Below are 15,231 nucleotides of genomic sequence, written 5' to 3' on the forward strand. Positions count from 1 at the left end.
ACACCCGACCAAGCCGAAAGCGGCACGGATTTCTACCTGATGGACGAGTTCCTCACCGCCGAGGAGCGCGAGCTGAGGGGCAGGGTCCGGAATTTCGTGGACAAGGATCTGTTGCCTGTCATCAATGGCTACTGGGAACGGGCAGAGTTCCCGTTCGAACTCATTCCCAAACTGGCGGCGCTCGGAATCATCGGGTCCACCATCCAGGGCTTCGGCTGCCCAGGACTGAGCCGGCTCGCCGCCGGTATGGTGGCCACCGAAATTTCCCGTGGTGACGGGTCAGTTAACACCTTCCTTGGAGTCCAGTCCGGTCTGGCCATGGGCACCATCAACATGCTGGGAAGCCAGGAACAGAAGGAGCGCTGGATCCCGGAAATGGCTGCGCTGGGAAAAATCGGCGCCTTCGCCCTGACTGAACCGGACCATGGGTCAGATTCGGTGGCCCTGGAAACGAGCGCCCGGCGAGAGGGCGACAGCTACATCATCTCCGGGCGCAAACGCTGGATCGGCAACGCCAGCATGGCCGACGTCGTGATTATTTTTGCCCGGGATGAGGCCGATTCGAAGGTCAAGGCCTTTGTGATGGAAAGGAACGACGACGGCACGTACCCTGCGGGGTACAGCACCGAGGTGATCACCGGCAAGATCGGCAAGCGCGCCATCCTGCAGCCGGACATCACCCTGGACAATGTCAGGGTGCCCGCACGGAACCGGCTCACTGAATGCCACTCCTTCAAGGACGTGACACGGGTGCTGACGTCCACCCGCAGCGGGGCCTCCTGGGAATCGCTCGGTCACGCCATTGCGGCGTACGAAGCGGCCGTGGCGTATTCAAAATCCCGCGAGCAGTTCGGCAAGCCGATTGCCAGTTTCCAGCTCGTGCAGAACAAGCTGGCCAACATGCTGGCTGAGCTCACCGCCATGCAGCTGATCTGCTTTAGGTTGGCGGCGCTGGCCGAGGACGGCCGCATGACCGGCCCGATGGCCTCGCTGGCCAAAATGCACACGGCACAAAAGGCGCGGTGGATCTGCTCAGAAGCGAGGGACATGCTGGGCGGAAACGGCGTGCTGCTGGAAAACCACGTGGCACGGCATATGACGGACATGGAAGTGGTCTCCACCTACGAGGGCACTGATTCCATCCAGTCCCTCCTGGTGGGCCGAGAAATCACCGGAATCTCAGCTTTCAGCTAGACCCGGTCCGAACGCAATCGAAGGAAAAAGCCATGAGCAGATTCAACAACAGGGTGGCAATTGTCACCGGCGGCGCGCAGGGAATCGGCGCCGCCACCGCACTGAGGCTCGCCACCGAGGGCGCAACCGTTGTAGTGCTTGACCTCAACGCGGACGGCGCTAAGGCAACAGCGCAACAGATATCCGCCCACCACGAGGTGGTGACAGCAGGCGGCCAGGCCGTTGCCGCCATCTGCGACGTAACGGACGAACCCGCCGTTGACCGTGTTTTCGAAGAAATCCACAACGAGTTCGGCCGCCTGGACATCCTGGTGAACAATGCCGGCATCACCCGCGACAATCTGTTCTTCAAGATGAACCTCAGCGAATGGGACGCAGTGGTCACCACGAACCTGACCAGCGCCTACCTGTGCTCCCGGGCCGCGCAGCGTTACATGGTGCCGGCCAAATACGGCAAGATCGTCTGCCTGAGCAGCCGCAGCGCACTGGGAAACCGGGGACAGGCCAACTATGCCGCGGCCAAGGCCGGCATCCAGGGCCTGACGTCCACGCTTGCCATTGAGCTGGGCCCGTTCAACATCAATGTCAACGCGGTGGCGCCCGGCTACATTGCCACATCCATGACCGCAGCAACAGCGGAGCGCGTTGGCGCCAGCCCGGCCCAGCACCAGGAAGCAGTGGCCGCCCGGACTCCCCTGGGACGCGTCGGCCAGCCCGAGGAGATAGCGGCTGCCGTCGCCTTCTTTGCCAGCGACGACTCCTCTTACGTTTCGGGGCAGACCCTATATATCAATGGCGGTGCCCGCTGATGACGGAAGCGTTTCTTGTCGGCGGGGCCCGCACCCCTGTCGGCCGCTACGGAGGCGTTCTCTCCGGAGTCCGGCCGGATGATCTGGCCGCCCTGGTGCTTCGCGCAGCCGTCGCCAGGGCCGGATTGGATGCATCGTGCGTCGACGAAGTCATCCTCGGTTGTGTGAATCAGGCGGGAGAGGACAACAGGAACGTCGCCAGGATGGCCGTACTGCTGGCCGGATTCCCGGACACGGTCCCCGCCGTGACGGTCAATCGTCTCTGCGCCTCCGGACTGACCGCCATCAGCATGGCCGCCCAGTCTGTGCGCAACGGTGACGCAGACATCGTGGTGGCCGGAGGTGTGGAATCCATGACCCGGGCACCCTGGGTGATGGCCAAACCAGAGAAGCCCTTCGCCAAACCCGGTGAACTCGCGGATACCTCCATCGGTGCACGGTTCGTCAATCCGCGAATGAAGGAGCGGCCTAACGCCACCATGACCATGCCGGAAACAGCTGAGGAAGTCGCGGAACGGGAGTGCGTCTCCCGGGCGGACGCGGACGCCTTTGCGCTGCGCTCGCATGACCGCGCGCTCGCCGCGATCGACGCCGGCCGGTTCCGGGATGAGATTGTGCCCGTACCCGTACCTGGCCACCGGGGTGGGCCGACGCTGGTTGATACGGATGAGGGGCCGCGGCGCAGTTCCGACCTGGATGCCCTCTCCGCGCTGCGACCAATTGTGAAGCCTGGCGGCATTGTGACGGCCGGGAATTCGAGTTCCCTCAACGATGGCGCCTCGGCCATTGTGGTGGCCAGTGGCGAGGCTGTTGCGCGCTGGGGGCTGACGCCGCGGGCAAGGATAGTCACCAGCCAGGTGGCCGGCGTTGCCCCGGAAGTCATGGGCATAGGGCCGGTACCGGCAACGCAGAAGGCACTGGCGAAGGCGGGGTGGACGCTGGACGGTATTGGCGCCGTCGAACTTAATGAGGCTTTTGCCTCCCAGTCGTTAGCCTGCATGCGTCTGCTGGGACTGGATGCAGGAACGGTAAATATCGACGGCGGCGCGATCGCTTTGGGCCACCCGCTGGGTTCCTCCGGATCACGGATCGTGGTCACGCTGCTGGGCCGGATGGAACGCGAAGGCGCCTCCCGGGGCCTGGCCACGATGTGCGTGGGCCTTGGCCAGGGCGTGGCCATGCTGCTGGAAAGGGTATGAGATGAGGATTTTCGAGAACACCGCGGAGCTCGAGGATGCGGTGGGCCAGGAGCTCGGGGTGAGCGGCTGGCACCAATTGCAACAGGATCAGATCCAGGCGTTTGCGGACGCCACGCTGGATCATCAGTGGATACACGTTGATGCGGAGCGCGCCGCCAGCGGACCCTTCGGTGCCACGGTGGCCCACGGATACCTGAGCCTGTCCATGCTTCCGTATCTTGCGGCCCAGGTGTATAGAGTCCAGGGCGCGGCGATGGTGATCAATTACGGGCTGAACAAAGTCAGGTTCCCGGCTCCGGCCAGGGTCAATTCGCGCATCCGGGACCGGCTCACCCTGAAATCCGTGACCGCCACGGCACACGGGCGGCAGCTGGTCTTCCTGCATGAGATCGACCTTGAAGGCTCGGCCAAACCTGCCTGCATCGCAGAGACAGTTGCCTTGCTGAGGCGCTGACCCGGCGGCAGGACCGCAAGACAGCAAAACATTACTACTGCCCGCGAGGTGGAATTTCCTCTCTCCCGGGCAACATCCGAACAATGACGTTACGGCAGAGCCTGCTAACTGGCTCGTCGCTAAGGAGATCCTCCGTGGCTACAGAACACCTGCAGTTAAGGGATGCGGCCTCAACACCGCAGACCACCATCCAAGAACCGAACGTGTCTCCGGCTGAACTTCGCCGCACTTCCATCTCCTCGTGGCTTGGCTCGGCGCTGGAGTACATGGATTTCACGCTTTACACGCTGGCGGCCGCCCTGGTTTTCGGGCCGCTGTTCTTTCCGAACGCGGACCCGGCCATGGCGTTACTGGCCAGTTTTGCAGCCTACGGTTCGGGCTTCCTGGTCCGGCCCCTGGGTGGCATCTACTTTGGCTATCTGGGTGACAGGTACGGCCGGAAGTTCGTCCTGATCATCACGCTGGCCATGATGGGGGTGGCCACCCTTGGCATGGGCCTGTTGCCAACGTACGCCCAGATCGGCGTCGGTGCGCCGATCATGCTGGTGTTGCTGCGTTTGATCCAGGGGTTCGGCGCGGGCGCGGAGCTCTCAGGCGCTTCGCTGCTGTTGGTGGAGTCCGCACCCAATGGACGCCGCGGCTTTTACGGTGCTGTGGTGGCCATGGGGACCGCCACGGGTGTCCTGCTGGCCAGCTCCATGTGGCTGTTGCTTTCACAACTGCCCAAAGACCAGTTCCTGAGCTGGGGCTGGCGCATTCCGTTCCTGCTGAGCATCGTCACTACCCTGATGGCCCTGTATCTGCGGCGCTCCATCAGCGAATCCCCGGTCTTCGAGAAAATCAAAGAACGCAGGGCGGCGCTGCGTGCGGAAGAAAAGCAGCAGAGCGTGTGGCGGGATGTGGCGGCTGCCCGGAAACCGTTCCTCGTGTCTTTGGGCATCAAGCTGGGTGAGAACGGCTCGGTGTACCTGGTGAAGGGCTTCCTGATCGGATGGACCGTGTCTGTGGTCAAGATGGACGCCAACGTCGTCACCACGGGCGTCATGCTCGGTTCGATAATGGGCATCGCCACTGTCCTGCTGACAGGCAAGCTCACGGACAGGTTCGGCCGCAGAAGAGTATGGCTGTGGCTTTCAGCGTTCCAGTTTGCGTTCACCATTCCGGCCATGCTCCTCATTGAAACCCGGAACCCCATACTGGTGGCACTGGTGTTCGTGATCTACATTGGCGGCCCCATTCCCAATATGTACGGCGTTGAGTCCACGTGGCTGGTGGAAATGTTTGGTTCCAAGCGCAGGTTCTCATTTATGACCACAGTCAAGGAAGTGGGATCGGTGCTCTCCGGCGGGCTTGGCCCCATCATTGCCGCCGCTGTGGTGGCTGCCACCGGCCCCGGCTGGATTCCGGTAGCTGCCATCCTTATGAGCTACGCCGCAATCGGCTGGATATCCGGGTACTTTGCGCCGGAAACCAGGGGGCGAGACCTCAACTCGGAAGCGGACGCCTGCTGAGGTCTCACCTGTGAAACGAAGCAGCGCGGGGCCGGTGTGGCCCCGCGCTGCTTGCATGTTCAGAAACTAGACGTTCGCTGCTACGCCGTCGCGGGAGATGGCAACCATGTCCTCGCGAGGCACAACCTTGATGCGCTCACGCTTGACCTCAACGCCATGTGATCCGCCGGCCTCCGTGGCCGCGGCACCGAGCGCGAGTTCGTGCGCGTCCAGGGCCAGCCAGCCTTCCCAGCTGGTGAACTTCACGCCACGCGTGTCGAGGAGTTCGACGACGGCGTCCGCCTCGGGAACAGCGGCGACCGGAAGGTTTTCGCGGTCTTCGAGCAGGTACGTCACGGTCTCGAGGGCGTCGCCCTTGGTGTGGCCGATGAGGCCTACCGGTCCGCGCTTGATCCAGCCGGTGGCGTAGATGCCCGGCACGTGGGTGCCGGCGGCATCCAGGACGCGGCCGCCGTCGTTCGGTACGACGCCCTTCTTGTGGTCGAACTCGATCTCCGGCAGCGCCGAACCGAAGTAGCCGATCGAGCGGTAGACGGCCTGGACCGGGTAGTCCACGAACTCGCCGGTGCCGCGGGCGTTGCCCGTGCCGTCCAGCTCGGTGCGCTCGAACTTCATGCCGGCAACCTTGCCCGGCGTCGCGGCGTCATCGTAAATTTCAACCGGGCTGTGCAGGAAGTGCAGGTGCAGGCGGCGCGAAGCAGTCAGCTCGGAGAGGTCCTCGGGCTGCTCGGCGATCCAGTTGGTGAGTGTGCCCACCATGGTCTTGACCTGGTTGTTGGTCTGGATCAGGCGGTCCGATTCCTCGTCGAACTCGAAGTCCTCGGCGTAGAGGATGATGTCCACGTCCTTGGAGTGGGACAGCTCGCGGAGCTCCAGCGGGGTGAACTTCACCTGGGCGGGGCCGCGGCGGCCAAAGACGTGCACGTCCGTGACCGGCGAGTTCTTCAGGCCGGCGTAGACGTTGTCCGGGATTTCGGAGACCAGCAGGTCGTCGGCGTGCTTGGACAGGACCCGGGCCACGTCCAGGGCCACGTTGCCGTTGCCGATCACGGCGATTTCCGTGGCGTCCAGCGGCCATTCGCGGGAAACGTCGGGGTGGCCGTCGTACCAGGAGACGAAGTCGGCGCCGCCGTAGGAGCCGTCCAGCTCGATGCCCGGGATGTTCAGGTCCGCGTCCTTGATGGCGCCGGTGGCGAAGATGACGGCGTCGTAGTGGGTGCGGAGGTCCTCGATGGAGATGTCCGTGCCGTAGTCCACGTTGCCGAAAAAGCGGATGTCGCCGCGGTCCAGGACCTTGTGCAGGGCGTTGACGATGCCCTTGATGCGCGGGTGGTCCGGGGCCACGCCGTAGCGGATCAGGCCGTAGGGTGCCGGGTAGCGGTCGAAGAGGTCGATGCTCACGGTCAGCTCGCCGCTCTTGACGGCTTCACTCTTGGTGAGGATGTCCGCGGCGTAGACGCCGGCCGGGCCGGAGCCCACAACGGCAACGCGCAGCGGACGGTCGGCAGATCCTACGGAGGTGCTTGATGACACGGCTGTGTTCCTTTTGTTCGTACCGGCCCAACTAGGTAGCACTAACTGTCGTTTTGAGGGCTCATAACGACAGATAGCGCTACTGAGTTGGGTGGGTGGCTAGGTGGTGAGGGCTCTTGCGGTGGTGCGGGGGCTGTTCGGGGTGGTGGTGCTGTAGTCCGCTGTCCTGAAGTGCGACGGCGCGAACGGGCTGACGCGGACAACGTCGCCGATCACAATCACGGCAGGATTTGCGACGCCGGTGGCTTCCGCCTGGTCGGCGATGGTACCGAGCGTGCCGATCGTCACGCGCTGATTCGGCAGATAGCCGTTCTCAACGATGCCAACTGGAGTGTCCAGAGGCAAACCGGCGCCGGCCAGGGCAGCGGCGGAATCGCGGAGTGCGGCGACGCCCATCAGCAGGACGATGGTGTGGTCTGCCCGGGCGGGGACCTCGGACAGCTCTTCATGGCCGGTGACAACGCTGAAGCCCTTGGCCAGGCCACGGTGCGTCACGGGGATGCCGGCGGCGGCCGGGACAGAGATCGCGGACGTGACGCCGGAGACCACTTCAACCTCGACGCCGTGCTGCCGGCAGTATTCGGCTTCCTCGCCGCCGCGGCCCAGGACGTACGGGTCGCCGCCTTTGAGCCGGACCACGCGGTGCCCCTTCAGGGCTTCGTCCACAAGGATCCGGTTGATCTCGGCCTGCGGTACGGGATGGTGGCCGGGGGTCTTGCCCACTTCGATGACGCGGACGTCGGGCGCCAGTTCGTTGAGCAGTTCGCGCGGGCCGAGACGGTCTGCCACCACGACGTCGGCCTGGCCCAGGAGCCGGCGGCCACGGACGGTGATGAGGCCGGTGTCGCCGGGCCCACCGCCAACCAGTGCTACGGAGCCAGCAGTCGCACGACGGCGGCGTAGCGGGAGGTCGCCGGTTTCCAGGGCGGTGGCGACCGCGTCACGCAGGGCCATGGCGCGGCGCGGGTCTCCCCCGGCGTTCACGGCGATCTGCACGTCATCAACCACGGCAACGGCGGGCGTCCACGCGGCTGAGGCTTCATGGTCGGAGGCATTGACGCACCAGATGCGCTGCGCCTCGGCATCCTTTGAGACCTGGGTGTCCACGGTGGGATCGCCGGTGGCGGTCTGGACGAACCAGACGCCGTCGACGTCGGACGGAAGGTAAGTGCGCGGCTCCCAGGCGAGGAGACCGGCGTCGGACAGTTCTCGGAGCGCGGCGGAGACAACGGGAGCCACGACGGTGACCTGTGCACCGGCGTCGAGCAGCCCTTTGGCGCGGCGGGAGGCCACGGGGCCGCCGCCCACCACCAGCACGGGGCGGCCGAGCAGCCGCAGTGCTGTGGGGTAAATATCCTGAATTGCCATGAATCAACGGTAGGGCCACGCAGTTTCACCAACAACGGCAGCGGAAACACCAGTTCACGTAAGGTAACCCTGCGTCACATAGGCTCAGTCAAACTGCGGGCGGGGGCCCCTGCGTCAAGGCCTGGCGGAGCAGGGCGCGTGCGGTCCATCGCTGCGATGCAACGGCCTCGTCGCGGCTCAGGCCGGCGATGTCCGTCAGCCAGACCAAGGATTCAACGCCGGTGGCGCTGCGGATGGCCAGGACCAGCCGGTGGATGTCCTCCTCCGTCATCTGCCCCTGGAGCGGCGACAGTGCCTCGGCGATCCATGCGATCGCCCGGCCCTGCCGCAGCGGCAGGCTTCGGCGCTCGTCGGCCGTCTGCTCCAGGGAGAGCCTCAGCATGGTCCGCTGCTGCGCTTCGGTTTCGAGAATCATCCGGGTGAACTGCTCAACCACGGCGTCCAGCCGCTCCGTGACGTCGGCTGGCGGATTTTCGGGCAGCAACGATGTGGCGGCAGTTTCCGGGTGGGCGGCAGCCAGCAGTTCCCGCTGCCCTGGGAAGTACCGGTACGCGGTGCTGCGCGCGACCCCGGCGACCAGCGCGGCATCGTCCACTGTAGGCGCGGCGCCGTCCGCCACGAGCTGCCGCGCCGCAGCAACCAGTGCATCAAGGGTGCGGCGTTTCTGGCCGGTGCGGCCGACGTCTATATAGGGTCTTGACATGCTCTTCATGGTACTCCAGTCTTGTTATGGGACGCTAGTCCCATAAGTCTTCCGACCATTATCGAGGCGATCACCATGAAGACGAAGAACTCAGCGTCCGCAGTAGTCCTGCAGCCAGGCGAAGGGGCCAGGCGTTGGTTCTTCGGCGGCGGAGTGCAGACCTGGAAGGCCACGGAGGAAGACACCGCGGGGGCCTTCCTGCTCTTCGAAGATGAGATGGGCTTGAACAAGGTGACGCCGATGCACACCCATCCGGACTCCGACGAAACGATGTATGTGCTCGCCGGCGAGATCCTGATGAACATGGACGGCACAGAGCACCACGTCGCAGCGGGTGGCGTGACCATTGCGCCGCGGGGAGTACCGCACGCATTCAAAGTCGTCCAGGAGGGGACCCGGGTGCTGTGCCTGCACACCCCCGGCGGCGCGCAGGCCTTCTACTTCGGCGCAAGCGAACCGCTCATCGACGGCGAAGATTCAGGTGTTGTGGATTTCGACCGCATCCGAGAATCAGGTCAGCTGAACGGCGGTATCGAGATCCTGGGGCCGCCGCCATTCCCTCAGGCTTAACCGCGGTCTATTCTTCAATGCCGGCCACGAACCGGCCACGGTCGGTGATGAGCCGCTGCAGGTAGCGGCGCAGGACCAGGTCCTCCGCCAGACGGCCCAGGATCCCGAACGGAGCCGTGAACTCCACCCGGTCAGTCATGATGCTGCCGGTGGCCGTGGCCTCGAACTCGTGGACGTGGCGGAACGTTTTGAACGGGCCCTTGACTTGCTCGTCCGTGAAGCTGCCGGGGAAGTCCAGTGTGGTGATGCGGCTGGTCATCCTCAGCGGGACGCCGAAATGCCGGGCCTGCCAGGTTACCTCCTGACCCTCGCCGATCAGGCCCGACGTGACCCCGGCTACGGCCCGTTCACCGGCGGCTTTCTGGGAATCCAGGTGCGCTTCAATGCTGCGGGCGAGATCGAACAGGCGCTCCCGCGGGAGGGCGGACGCGGTGCGGCACACGAAGCTGACAGTCATGGCGCCAGTCTGCCAGACCCAGGCCAGCTGACTGACCCACGGAACCGCTGACCTATCCGTACAGCCCAGTGCTCAGATACCTGAACCCGGAATCAACCATGATGGTGACAACGGTCGCGTCCGGACCAAGTTGTTCAGCGACACGCAAGGCCGCAACAACATTTCCTCCTGAAGAGGTGCCGGCGAAGATGCCTTCCTCGTGGGCAAGGCGACGGCTCATCTCCATCGCTTCCTCGGACGAGACCTGTTCTATGGCCTCCACTTCCTCGGGTTCCCAAAGGGGCGGCACAAACCCGATCCCGATTCCTTCAATCCTGTGGGAGCCAGTAGGGCCGCCGGAAAGTACGGAAGACTCAGCCGGCTCGACTGCTACGACCTTCAGCCCAGGCAGGTGCAGGCGCAGAGCACGGGCTACTCCGTGAATGGAGTGGGCTGTACCGACGGACTGCACGAAGGCGTCCACCCGGCCGTGGGATTGCTGCCAGACTTCTTCCCCGAGCGCGAGGTAGCCTGTGACCGCGTCCTTGTTGTTGAGCTGGTCACACGCCCAGTAGTTTGGTTGCGCACTGAGCTCTCCGGCCCGGGCCATCATCGCTTTGATCAGTTGCTCCGTGATCCGTCCATGGTCGCTGGGGACGTCTTCCACAAATCCGCCCAGAGCCTCCATGGTCCGGCGTTTCTCATCGCTGAACGCATCGGAAAATACGACGTGGAGCCCGTAGCCTTTGGCGGCACAAACCAAGGCGAGGGAGATGCCTGTTGTCCCCGCCGTGTACTCAACCACAGTGTCGCCGGGGGTGATCTCGCCCCGCGCTTCGGCTCGCGCTATCGCTGCCAGCGCCATGCGGTCCTTCATGCTTCCCGTGGGGTTCGCGAACTCAAGCTTGGCTAAAATTCTGGCTGACCCCGCCGGCACGACTTTGCTGAGTTCGATAAGCGGTGTTGATCCGATGCCTGCCAGTACCCCACTGCCTGGTTCCAATGCATATTCCATAATTTCCCTCACACAGAGCAATCCAGGCCCGCAAGGCTTGAGGTAATCAAGGTATACCCGGCAGAAACAGGGCGCCATCAAAAGTTTCTGCACACCAGAGAGCCCGACGGCGGGACTCGCTGTCGGGCTCTGCTGTGCACTAAGAAACCAACGCGGGGTCAGATCCTGCCCAATCCACGAGGGTTATTGGGCAGGATCTGACCCCGCGTTGGACGGAGCGTTGGAGAGAGAGTGGGAGGGAGAGTTAGCGGGTGCTGCCGGCGAGGAGGCCGCGGCTGCGGAGCAGGCGCTTCTCGATCGGGGCAAACACCAGCAGCTCGATCAGGATGCCGACGGCCAGGATCATCAGGATCGCGGACATCACAATGGTCATGTCGGCCAGGTCGCGGCCCTGGTTCAGCATGGAGCCGAGGCCGAAGCCGATGGTGCCGCCCACGGCGATGATTTCCGCGGCCATGAGCGACCGCCAGGAGAACGCCCAGCCCTGCTTGAGCCCGCTGAGGTAGCCGGGAAGCGCGGCAGGCAGGATGATCTGCACGGCCATCTGGAAACGGTTGGCGCCCAGGACCGTGCCGACGCGGCGGTACTGCGGCGGGATCTGGTCCACGCCGGAGATCAGCCCGTTGATGATGGACGGGATGGCTCCCATAAACACCACGAAATAGACGGTGGCGTCCGTGAGTCCGAACCAGATGATGGCGGCGGGAACCCAGGCCACGGACGGCAGCACCTGGAGGCCCGAAATCAGCGGCCCGAAGGCACGGCGCAGCGGCGCAACCTGGGCCAGCAACAGCCCCACCGGCGTGGCGATGGCAACGCTGATCAGGAACCCGACCAGCCCGCGCTGCAGCGAGGTCCATACCGCTTCCTGCAGTTTGGCCTCGCCCCAGAGGACACCGATCTGGCCCAGGACGTCGAGCGGACCCGGAACCAGGTCGCGGCGTTTGAGGCCCAGGGATACGTAGAACTGCCAGATCAGGACCAGGACCACCAGGGCGGCGACAGGCAGGAGCACGCGGCTCCAGTCGATCCGGTGCTTGCGCGCGGCGTCCGACTGAAGCGAATCCAGCCCGGCCTCAAGCTCGCGCAGGTCCTCGTTTCCGGTGGAAGAGCGGGTCAGGGCAGCATGGACCTTGCGGGTTTCCGGCTGTCCAGTGTTTGAGCGTGTCGAAATCCCGGTCTCGTCAGCCTCGACCAGCGGGTCGCTCTCGGCGACGGGCGTGGGTTTATTTGGCATGGCGGCGAATCTCCTCCCGCAGCCGGGCTGTGATGACCCCGGTCAGCTGTCCGGCCAGGCCGGCGTCGGTTCGGTGTTCCTCGGAAACAGCCCACTCCTGGACCACGCGGCCGGGACGGGACGACAGCAGCAGCACACGCTGGCCCAGCCGCACGGCCTCGCGGACGTTGTGGGTGACAAAAACGATGGTGCGCCCGGTTTCCTTCCAGATGCGTTCCAGTTCATCGTGCAGGAGGTCGCGGGTGATGGCGTCCAGGGCAGCGAACGGCTCATCCATGAGCAGCAATTGCCGGTCCTGTGACAGCGCCCGGGCCAGTGCCACGCGCTGGCGCATGCCGCCGGACAGCTCGTGCGGACGCTTGTCCCCCGCCTCGCCCAGGTGCACAAGGTCCAGTAACTCGTTGGCTTTGATCCGGCGTTCTGCTTTCCCCACACCGCGCAGCTTCAGGGCCAGCTCGATATTTTCCCGGGCCGTCAGCCAGGGGAAGAGGGCGGCGTCCTGGAACATAAATGCTGCTCCGTCGCTGGGTACTTCCAGGGCGCCCGACGTCGGGACCTCCAGTCCCGCCATGATGTTCAGCAGGGTGGATTTGCCGCAGCCGGACGCACCGAGGAGGGCAACGAATTCGCCCGCGCCGATGGCGGCGTTGACGTCGTCCAGCACCGGGGCGCCGTCGCCGAAGCGTTTGCCCAGGTTTTCCAGTACGACTGGCATGGTCCCGTCCTTAGGTAGTTGGTGGCAAGTTTGTAAAGTCAGTCCTGGCCGAGTCCGGCGGCGGACACGCGGCCGGCAGACCCGGTGACTTCGTTCAGGGCACGGAGGTCGAACAGTCCGGTGATGTCCGCCTGCTTGGTGGTGCCGGCTTTCACCCCGTCCTCGAGGAGCTTGGGGTAGGTTCCCGCGAGCGGATCCACCGTGAACACCACGTTCTGCAGGGCTCGATCCAGGACATCGGCGGGAAGCGCCGCACCTGCCGATTCCTGCAGGGCGCCGTTGATGACGCTGGTCTTCTCCGCGGCAGGCGCGTCATTCAGCCACGCCACGGACTCGGCGTGGCCCTTGAGCAGCGCCTTCACGGTGTCCGGGTGCTCAACGGCGAACTTCTTGTTGACGATCAGGATGGTGGTGGGGAACTCGCCGGCCTTGCCGGAGAGTGAGCCGTCCCAGAGGTCCTTTTCGTCCACCAGGACTTTGGCTCCGGCCTGGAGCACCAGACGGGACGCCCACGGCTCAGGCAGCCACGCGCCGTCGAGCTTTCCATCCTGGAACAGTTTCAGCGTCTGGGCGTTCTCCGTGGGGTTGATGGCGACGTCGCCGCTGCCGTCCACATTGGTCTTGTAACCCTGCGAACCGAGCCACGCGCGGAGCGCAACATCCTGGGTGCCGCCCAGCTGCGGTGACGCGAGGGTCTTGCCCTTCAGGTCCGCCGCCGCGTTGATTTCCGGACGAACAACCAATTGCGCGCCACCCGCAGCAGCGCCCGCGATGACGCTCACGGACTCCCCCTCGCTCTTGACAAACGAGTTGATCGCGGGGTTCGGGCCGATGTAGGTGGCGTCGATGGCGCCGGCATTCAATGCTTCGATCGCGGCGGGTCCGGCGTTGAAAGTTTCGGTGCTGAGCTTGGTGTCACCCAGGTTACGGGCCAGGATCCCCTGTTTCACGCCCACCAGAGCGGGGGCATGGGTCAGGTTTCCGAAATAGCCCAGCTTCAGTTCTGCGGCCGGCGTGGGCGCCGGGATGGCTGCCTCGGCCGCCGTATTACGGGAAATGGACGACGCCACCAGGGCGCCGGCAGCGATCAGGAAGACGAGCCCGATCGCCAAGGCTGCCTCGATGGCACGCTTGCGCTTGGGTACTGCGCTCTCACCTGCCACGATGCGGGTCATCCCGGGCTTGGAACTAGTCATTGTTTCACCATAGGGAGTGACATAAACCCATTCAATGAAGCAGAAACGGGGGGTCACGCGGGTTCATGCAGCGTCACATTCCGGCCCGGTTCAGTCCCCCGTGACGTTTGCTGCCAGGCAGCAGGACTGACTTCTTCGGGTGGCCCCGGTCCAAGCCGCTTGCGTCACCCTCTCGACACCTGCCGTTATTTGTCTTGCCATCCCGGACCCCTACGTTTGATCGCGCCCGGACAGCGGGCACCCTAATCACGCACTTGGAGTAGACATGAAGATGAAGCGCGTCCTGGCCATCGCAGCAGTCGCTGCGGCCACCCTGACAGCCGGAACTTCCGCCGTGGCCACCAATTCGAAAACCCCGAATGGCCTCACAGCAGAAGCAGAGGCCTTCACCAAGGTGGACCGCAACACCCAGTGGGACCAGGTCCAGAAGCTCAAGCTGGACTTTCCGACCTTCCACCCGCAGGGCATGTCGCTGGTGGGCGACAAAATCTTCCTCAGCAGCGTCGAGATCCTCGAACCGACAGTGCGCTACCCCTCGCCCGTCGACGGTTACGACCGCAGCACTGGCAAGGGTCGGGGCCACGTCTTCGTCATCGACCGGCAGGGGAAGCTGCTGAAAGACATCGTCCTGGGCGAGGATAGTATCTATCACCCGGGAGGCACGGACTTCGACGGCGGGAAGGTCTGGGTCCCCGTGGCCGAGTACCGGCCCAACAGCCGCTCCATCGTATATACGATCGACCCGGACACCTATGAGGTCACAGAGCAGTTCCGTCAGGCCGACCATGTTGGCGGCGTCGTCGCCGACCGCAAGACCAACCGAATCAGCGGCGTCAGCTGGGGTTCGCGCAAGCTGTTGACCTGGAACAGCCAGGGCAGGCTCCTGGGGACGCAGGCGAACCTTAGCCACTTCATCGACTACCAGGACTGCGAATACGCAGGCGCCGGGCACCAACTATGCTCGGGCATTACCGGCCTCAAGACTGCTGACGGGAAGCCGTTCGAGCTCGGCGGCCTCGCCCTGACGGACCTCACGGACGGAACGATCGTCCATGAGGTTCCCTTCCAGAAGTTCTCCACCGCCGGGCACTCCATGACCCGTAATCCGGTTGCCCTGGAGTCGGACGGCGGTGTGCTGCGCCTGTTCGCCGCACCTGACGACGGCGAAGAAGTTGCGGGTACCGAACTCTTCGTGTTCGAAGCCCGCCCCTGAGCCGCTAAGAATCTGTGGCCGCGTGACGGGACCGAGCTCCACGTGCGGATGGATGAACGGCAGCGAGGCATGCCCCAA

The 15,231-nt window shown here is 64.4% G+C and carries 15 protein-coding genes; 7 read left to right on the top strand and 8 right to left on the bottom strand.

The window, feature by feature from the left end:
- The first annotated feature begins 39 nt into the window (after positions 1-39).
- The 5 genes from ACZY0Q_RS07600 (at position 40) to ACZY0Q_RS07620 (ending at position 5,167) form a co-directional block, all read left to right on the top strand.
- Entirely contained in the window at positions 40-1,194 is a 1,155-nt protein-coding gene (locus ACZY0Q_RS07600) for an acyl-CoA dehydrogenase family protein (RefSeq protein ID WP_463916279.1), read from the top strand.
- Positions 1,195-1,226: 32 nt separating this feature from the next.
- A complete protein-coding gene (fabG, locus tag ACZY0Q_RS07605; protein WP_463915593.1) occupies positions 1,227-2,003 on the top strand; it encodes a 3-oxoacyl-ACP reductase FabG in 777 nt (258 codons plus the stop codon).
- Positions 2,003-3,202, top strand: a complete 1,200-nt coding sequence (locus ACZY0Q_RS07610; protein WP_463915596.1) for a thiolase family protein — start codon at positions 2,003-2,005, stop codon at positions 3,200-3,202. Before fabG ends, ACZY0Q_RS07610 begins: the two co-directional genes overlap by 1 nt.
- Before the next feature lies 1 nt (position 3,203).
- Positions 3,204-3,656 (top strand): MaoC family dehydratase, encoded by a 453-nt coding sequence (locus tag ACZY0Q_RS07615; RefSeq protein WP_463915598.1) that lies wholly within the window; start codon positions 3,204-3,206, stop codon positions 3,654-3,656.
- Positions 3,657-3,790: 134 nt separating this feature from the next.
- On the top strand, positions 3,791-5,167 hold the full coding sequence (locus ACZY0Q_RS07620) for an MFS transporter (protein WP_463915600.1): 1,377 nt from the start codon (positions 3,791-3,793) through the stop codon (positions 5,165-5,167).
- 66 nt (positions 5,168-5,233) lie between these two features.
- Here ACZY0Q_RS07620 and ACZY0Q_RS07625 read toward each other — a convergent pair whose 3' ends face one another.
- From ACZY0Q_RS07625 to ACZY0Q_RS07635, 3 genes are all read right to left on the bottom strand, one after another.
- Positions 5,234-6,700: an FAD-dependent oxidoreductase gene (locus ACZY0Q_RS07625; protein WP_463915603.1), complete on the bottom strand. Its 1,467-nt coding sequence runs from the start codon at positions 6,698-6,700 to the stop codon at positions 5,234-5,236.
- A gap of 99 nt (positions 6,701-6,799) precedes the next feature.
- Entirely contained in the window at positions 6,800-8,068 is a 1,269-nt protein-coding gene (gene cobA / locus ACZY0Q_RS07630; protein ID WP_463915605.1) for a uroporphyrinogen-III C-methyltransferase, read from the bottom strand.
- A gap of 88 nt (positions 8,069-8,156) precedes the next feature.
- Positions 8,157-8,771 carry a TetR/AcrR family transcriptional regulator gene (locus tag ACZY0Q_RS07635; RefSeq protein ID WP_463915607.1) on the bottom strand — a complete coding sequence of 205 codons (615 nt, stop codon included), beginning with the start codon at positions 8,769-8,771 and terminating at the stop codon, positions 8,157-8,159.
- 75 nt (positions 8,772-8,846) lie between these two features.
- Between ACZY0Q_RS07635 and ACZY0Q_RS07640 the strand changes: the two genes are divergently transcribed.
- Entirely contained in the window at positions 8,847-9,341 is a 495-nt protein-coding gene (locus tag ACZY0Q_RS07640) for a cupin domain-containing protein (protein WP_463915609.1), read from the top strand.
- 7 nt (positions 9,342-9,348) lie between these two features.
- Here ACZY0Q_RS07640 and ACZY0Q_RS07645 read toward each other — a convergent pair whose 3' ends face one another.
- The 5 genes from ACZY0Q_RS07645 to ACZY0Q_RS07665 form a co-directional block, all read right to left on the bottom strand.
- Positions 9,349-9,798 (bottom strand): SRPBCC family protein, encoded by a 450-nt coding sequence (locus ACZY0Q_RS07645; protein ID WP_463915612.1) that lies wholly within the window; start codon positions 9,796-9,798, stop codon positions 9,349-9,351.
- Positions 9,799-9,850: 52 nt separating this feature from the next.
- Positions 9,851-10,792: a PLP-dependent cysteine synthase family protein gene (locus tag ACZY0Q_RS07650; protein WP_463915614.1), complete on the bottom strand. Its 942-nt coding sequence runs from the start codon at positions 10,790-10,792 to the stop codon at positions 9,851-9,853.
- Positions 10,793-11,036: 244 nt separating this feature from the next.
- Positions 11,037-12,029 carry an ABC transporter permease gene (locus tag ACZY0Q_RS07655; RefSeq protein WP_463915616.1) on the bottom strand — a complete coding sequence of 331 codons (993 nt, stop codon included), beginning with the start codon at positions 12,027-12,029 and terminating at the stop codon, positions 11,037-11,039.
- A complete protein-coding gene (locus ACZY0Q_RS07660) occupies positions 12,019-12,744 on the bottom strand; it encodes an ABC transporter ATP-binding protein (protein WP_463915618.1) in 726 nt (241 codons plus the stop codon). The genes ACZY0Q_RS07655 and ACZY0Q_RS07660 overlap by 11 nt, the downstream gene beginning before the upstream one ends.
- Positions 12,745-12,782: 38 nt before the next feature.
- The gene (locus ACZY0Q_RS07665) at positions 12,783-13,919 is read right to left on the bottom strand and encodes an ABC transporter substrate-binding protein (RefSeq protein ID WP_463916280.1); all 1,137 of its coding nucleotides are present in this window, start codon (positions 13,917-13,919) and stop codon (positions 12,783-12,785) included.
- A 286-nt stretch (positions 13,920-14,205) separates the two neighbouring features.
- Between ACZY0Q_RS07665 and ACZY0Q_RS07670 the strand changes: the two genes are divergently transcribed.
- Positions 14,206-15,153 carry a DUF6454 family protein gene (locus tag ACZY0Q_RS07670; protein WP_463915621.1) on the top strand — a complete coding sequence of 316 codons (948 nt, stop codon included), beginning with the start codon at positions 14,206-14,208 and terminating at the stop codon, positions 15,151-15,153.
- The last annotated feature ends 78 nt before the right edge of the window (positions 15,154-15,231 follow it).

The organism is Pseudarthrobacter lactosi (genome assembly GCF_055412785.1).

Coding starts and splice junctions, on each gene's coding strand:
- ACZY0Q_RS07600 (WP_463916279.1), top strand. CDS start 40: ATGGACGAGTTCCTCACCGCCGAGGAGCGCGAGCTGAGGGGCAGGGTC.
- fabG (WP_463915593.1), top strand. CDS start 1,227: ATGAGCAGATTCAACAACAGGGTGGCAATTGTCACCGGCGGCGCGCAG.
- ACZY0Q_RS07610 (WP_463915596.1), top strand. CDS start 2,003: ATGACGGAAGCGTTTCTTGTCGGCGGGGCCCGCACCCCTGTCGGCCGC.
- ACZY0Q_RS07615 (WP_463915598.1), top strand. CDS start 3,204: ATGAGGATTTTCGAGAACACCGCGGAGCTCGAGGATGCGGTGGGCCAG.
- cobA (WP_463915605.1), bottom strand. CDS start 8,068: ATGGCAATTCAGGATATTTACCCCACAGCACTGCGGCTGCTCGGCCGC.
- ACZY0Q_RS07635 (WP_463915607.1), bottom strand. CDS start 8,771: ATGTCAAGACCCTATATAGACGTCGGCCGCACCGGCCAGAAACGCCGC.
- ACZY0Q_RS07640 (WP_463915609.1), top strand. CDS start 8,847: ATGAAGACGAAGAACTCAGCGTCCGCAGTAGTCCTGCAGCCAGGCGAA.
- ACZY0Q_RS07645 (WP_463915612.1), bottom strand. CDS start 9,798: ATGACTGTCAGCTTCGTGTGCCGCACCGCGTCCGCCCTCCCGCGGGAG.
- ACZY0Q_RS07650 (WP_463915614.1), bottom strand. CDS start 10,792: ATGGAATATGCATTGGAACCAGGCAGTGGGGTACTGGCAGGCATCGGA.
- ACZY0Q_RS07655 (WP_463915616.1), bottom strand. CDS start 12,029: ATGCCAAATAAACCCACGCCCGTCGCCGAGAGCGACCCGCTGGTCGAG.
- ACZY0Q_RS07660 (WP_463915618.1), bottom strand. CDS start 12,744: ATGCCAGTCGTACTGGAAAACCTGGGCAAACGCTTCGGCGACGGCGCC.
- ACZY0Q_RS07665 (WP_463916280.1), bottom strand. CDS start 13,919: ATGACCCGCATCGTGGCAGGTGAGAGCGCAGTACCCAAGCGCAAGCGT.
- ACZY0Q_RS07670 (WP_463915621.1), top strand. CDS start 14,206: ATGAAGATGAAGCGCGTCCTGGCCATCGCAGCAGTCGCTGCGGCCACC.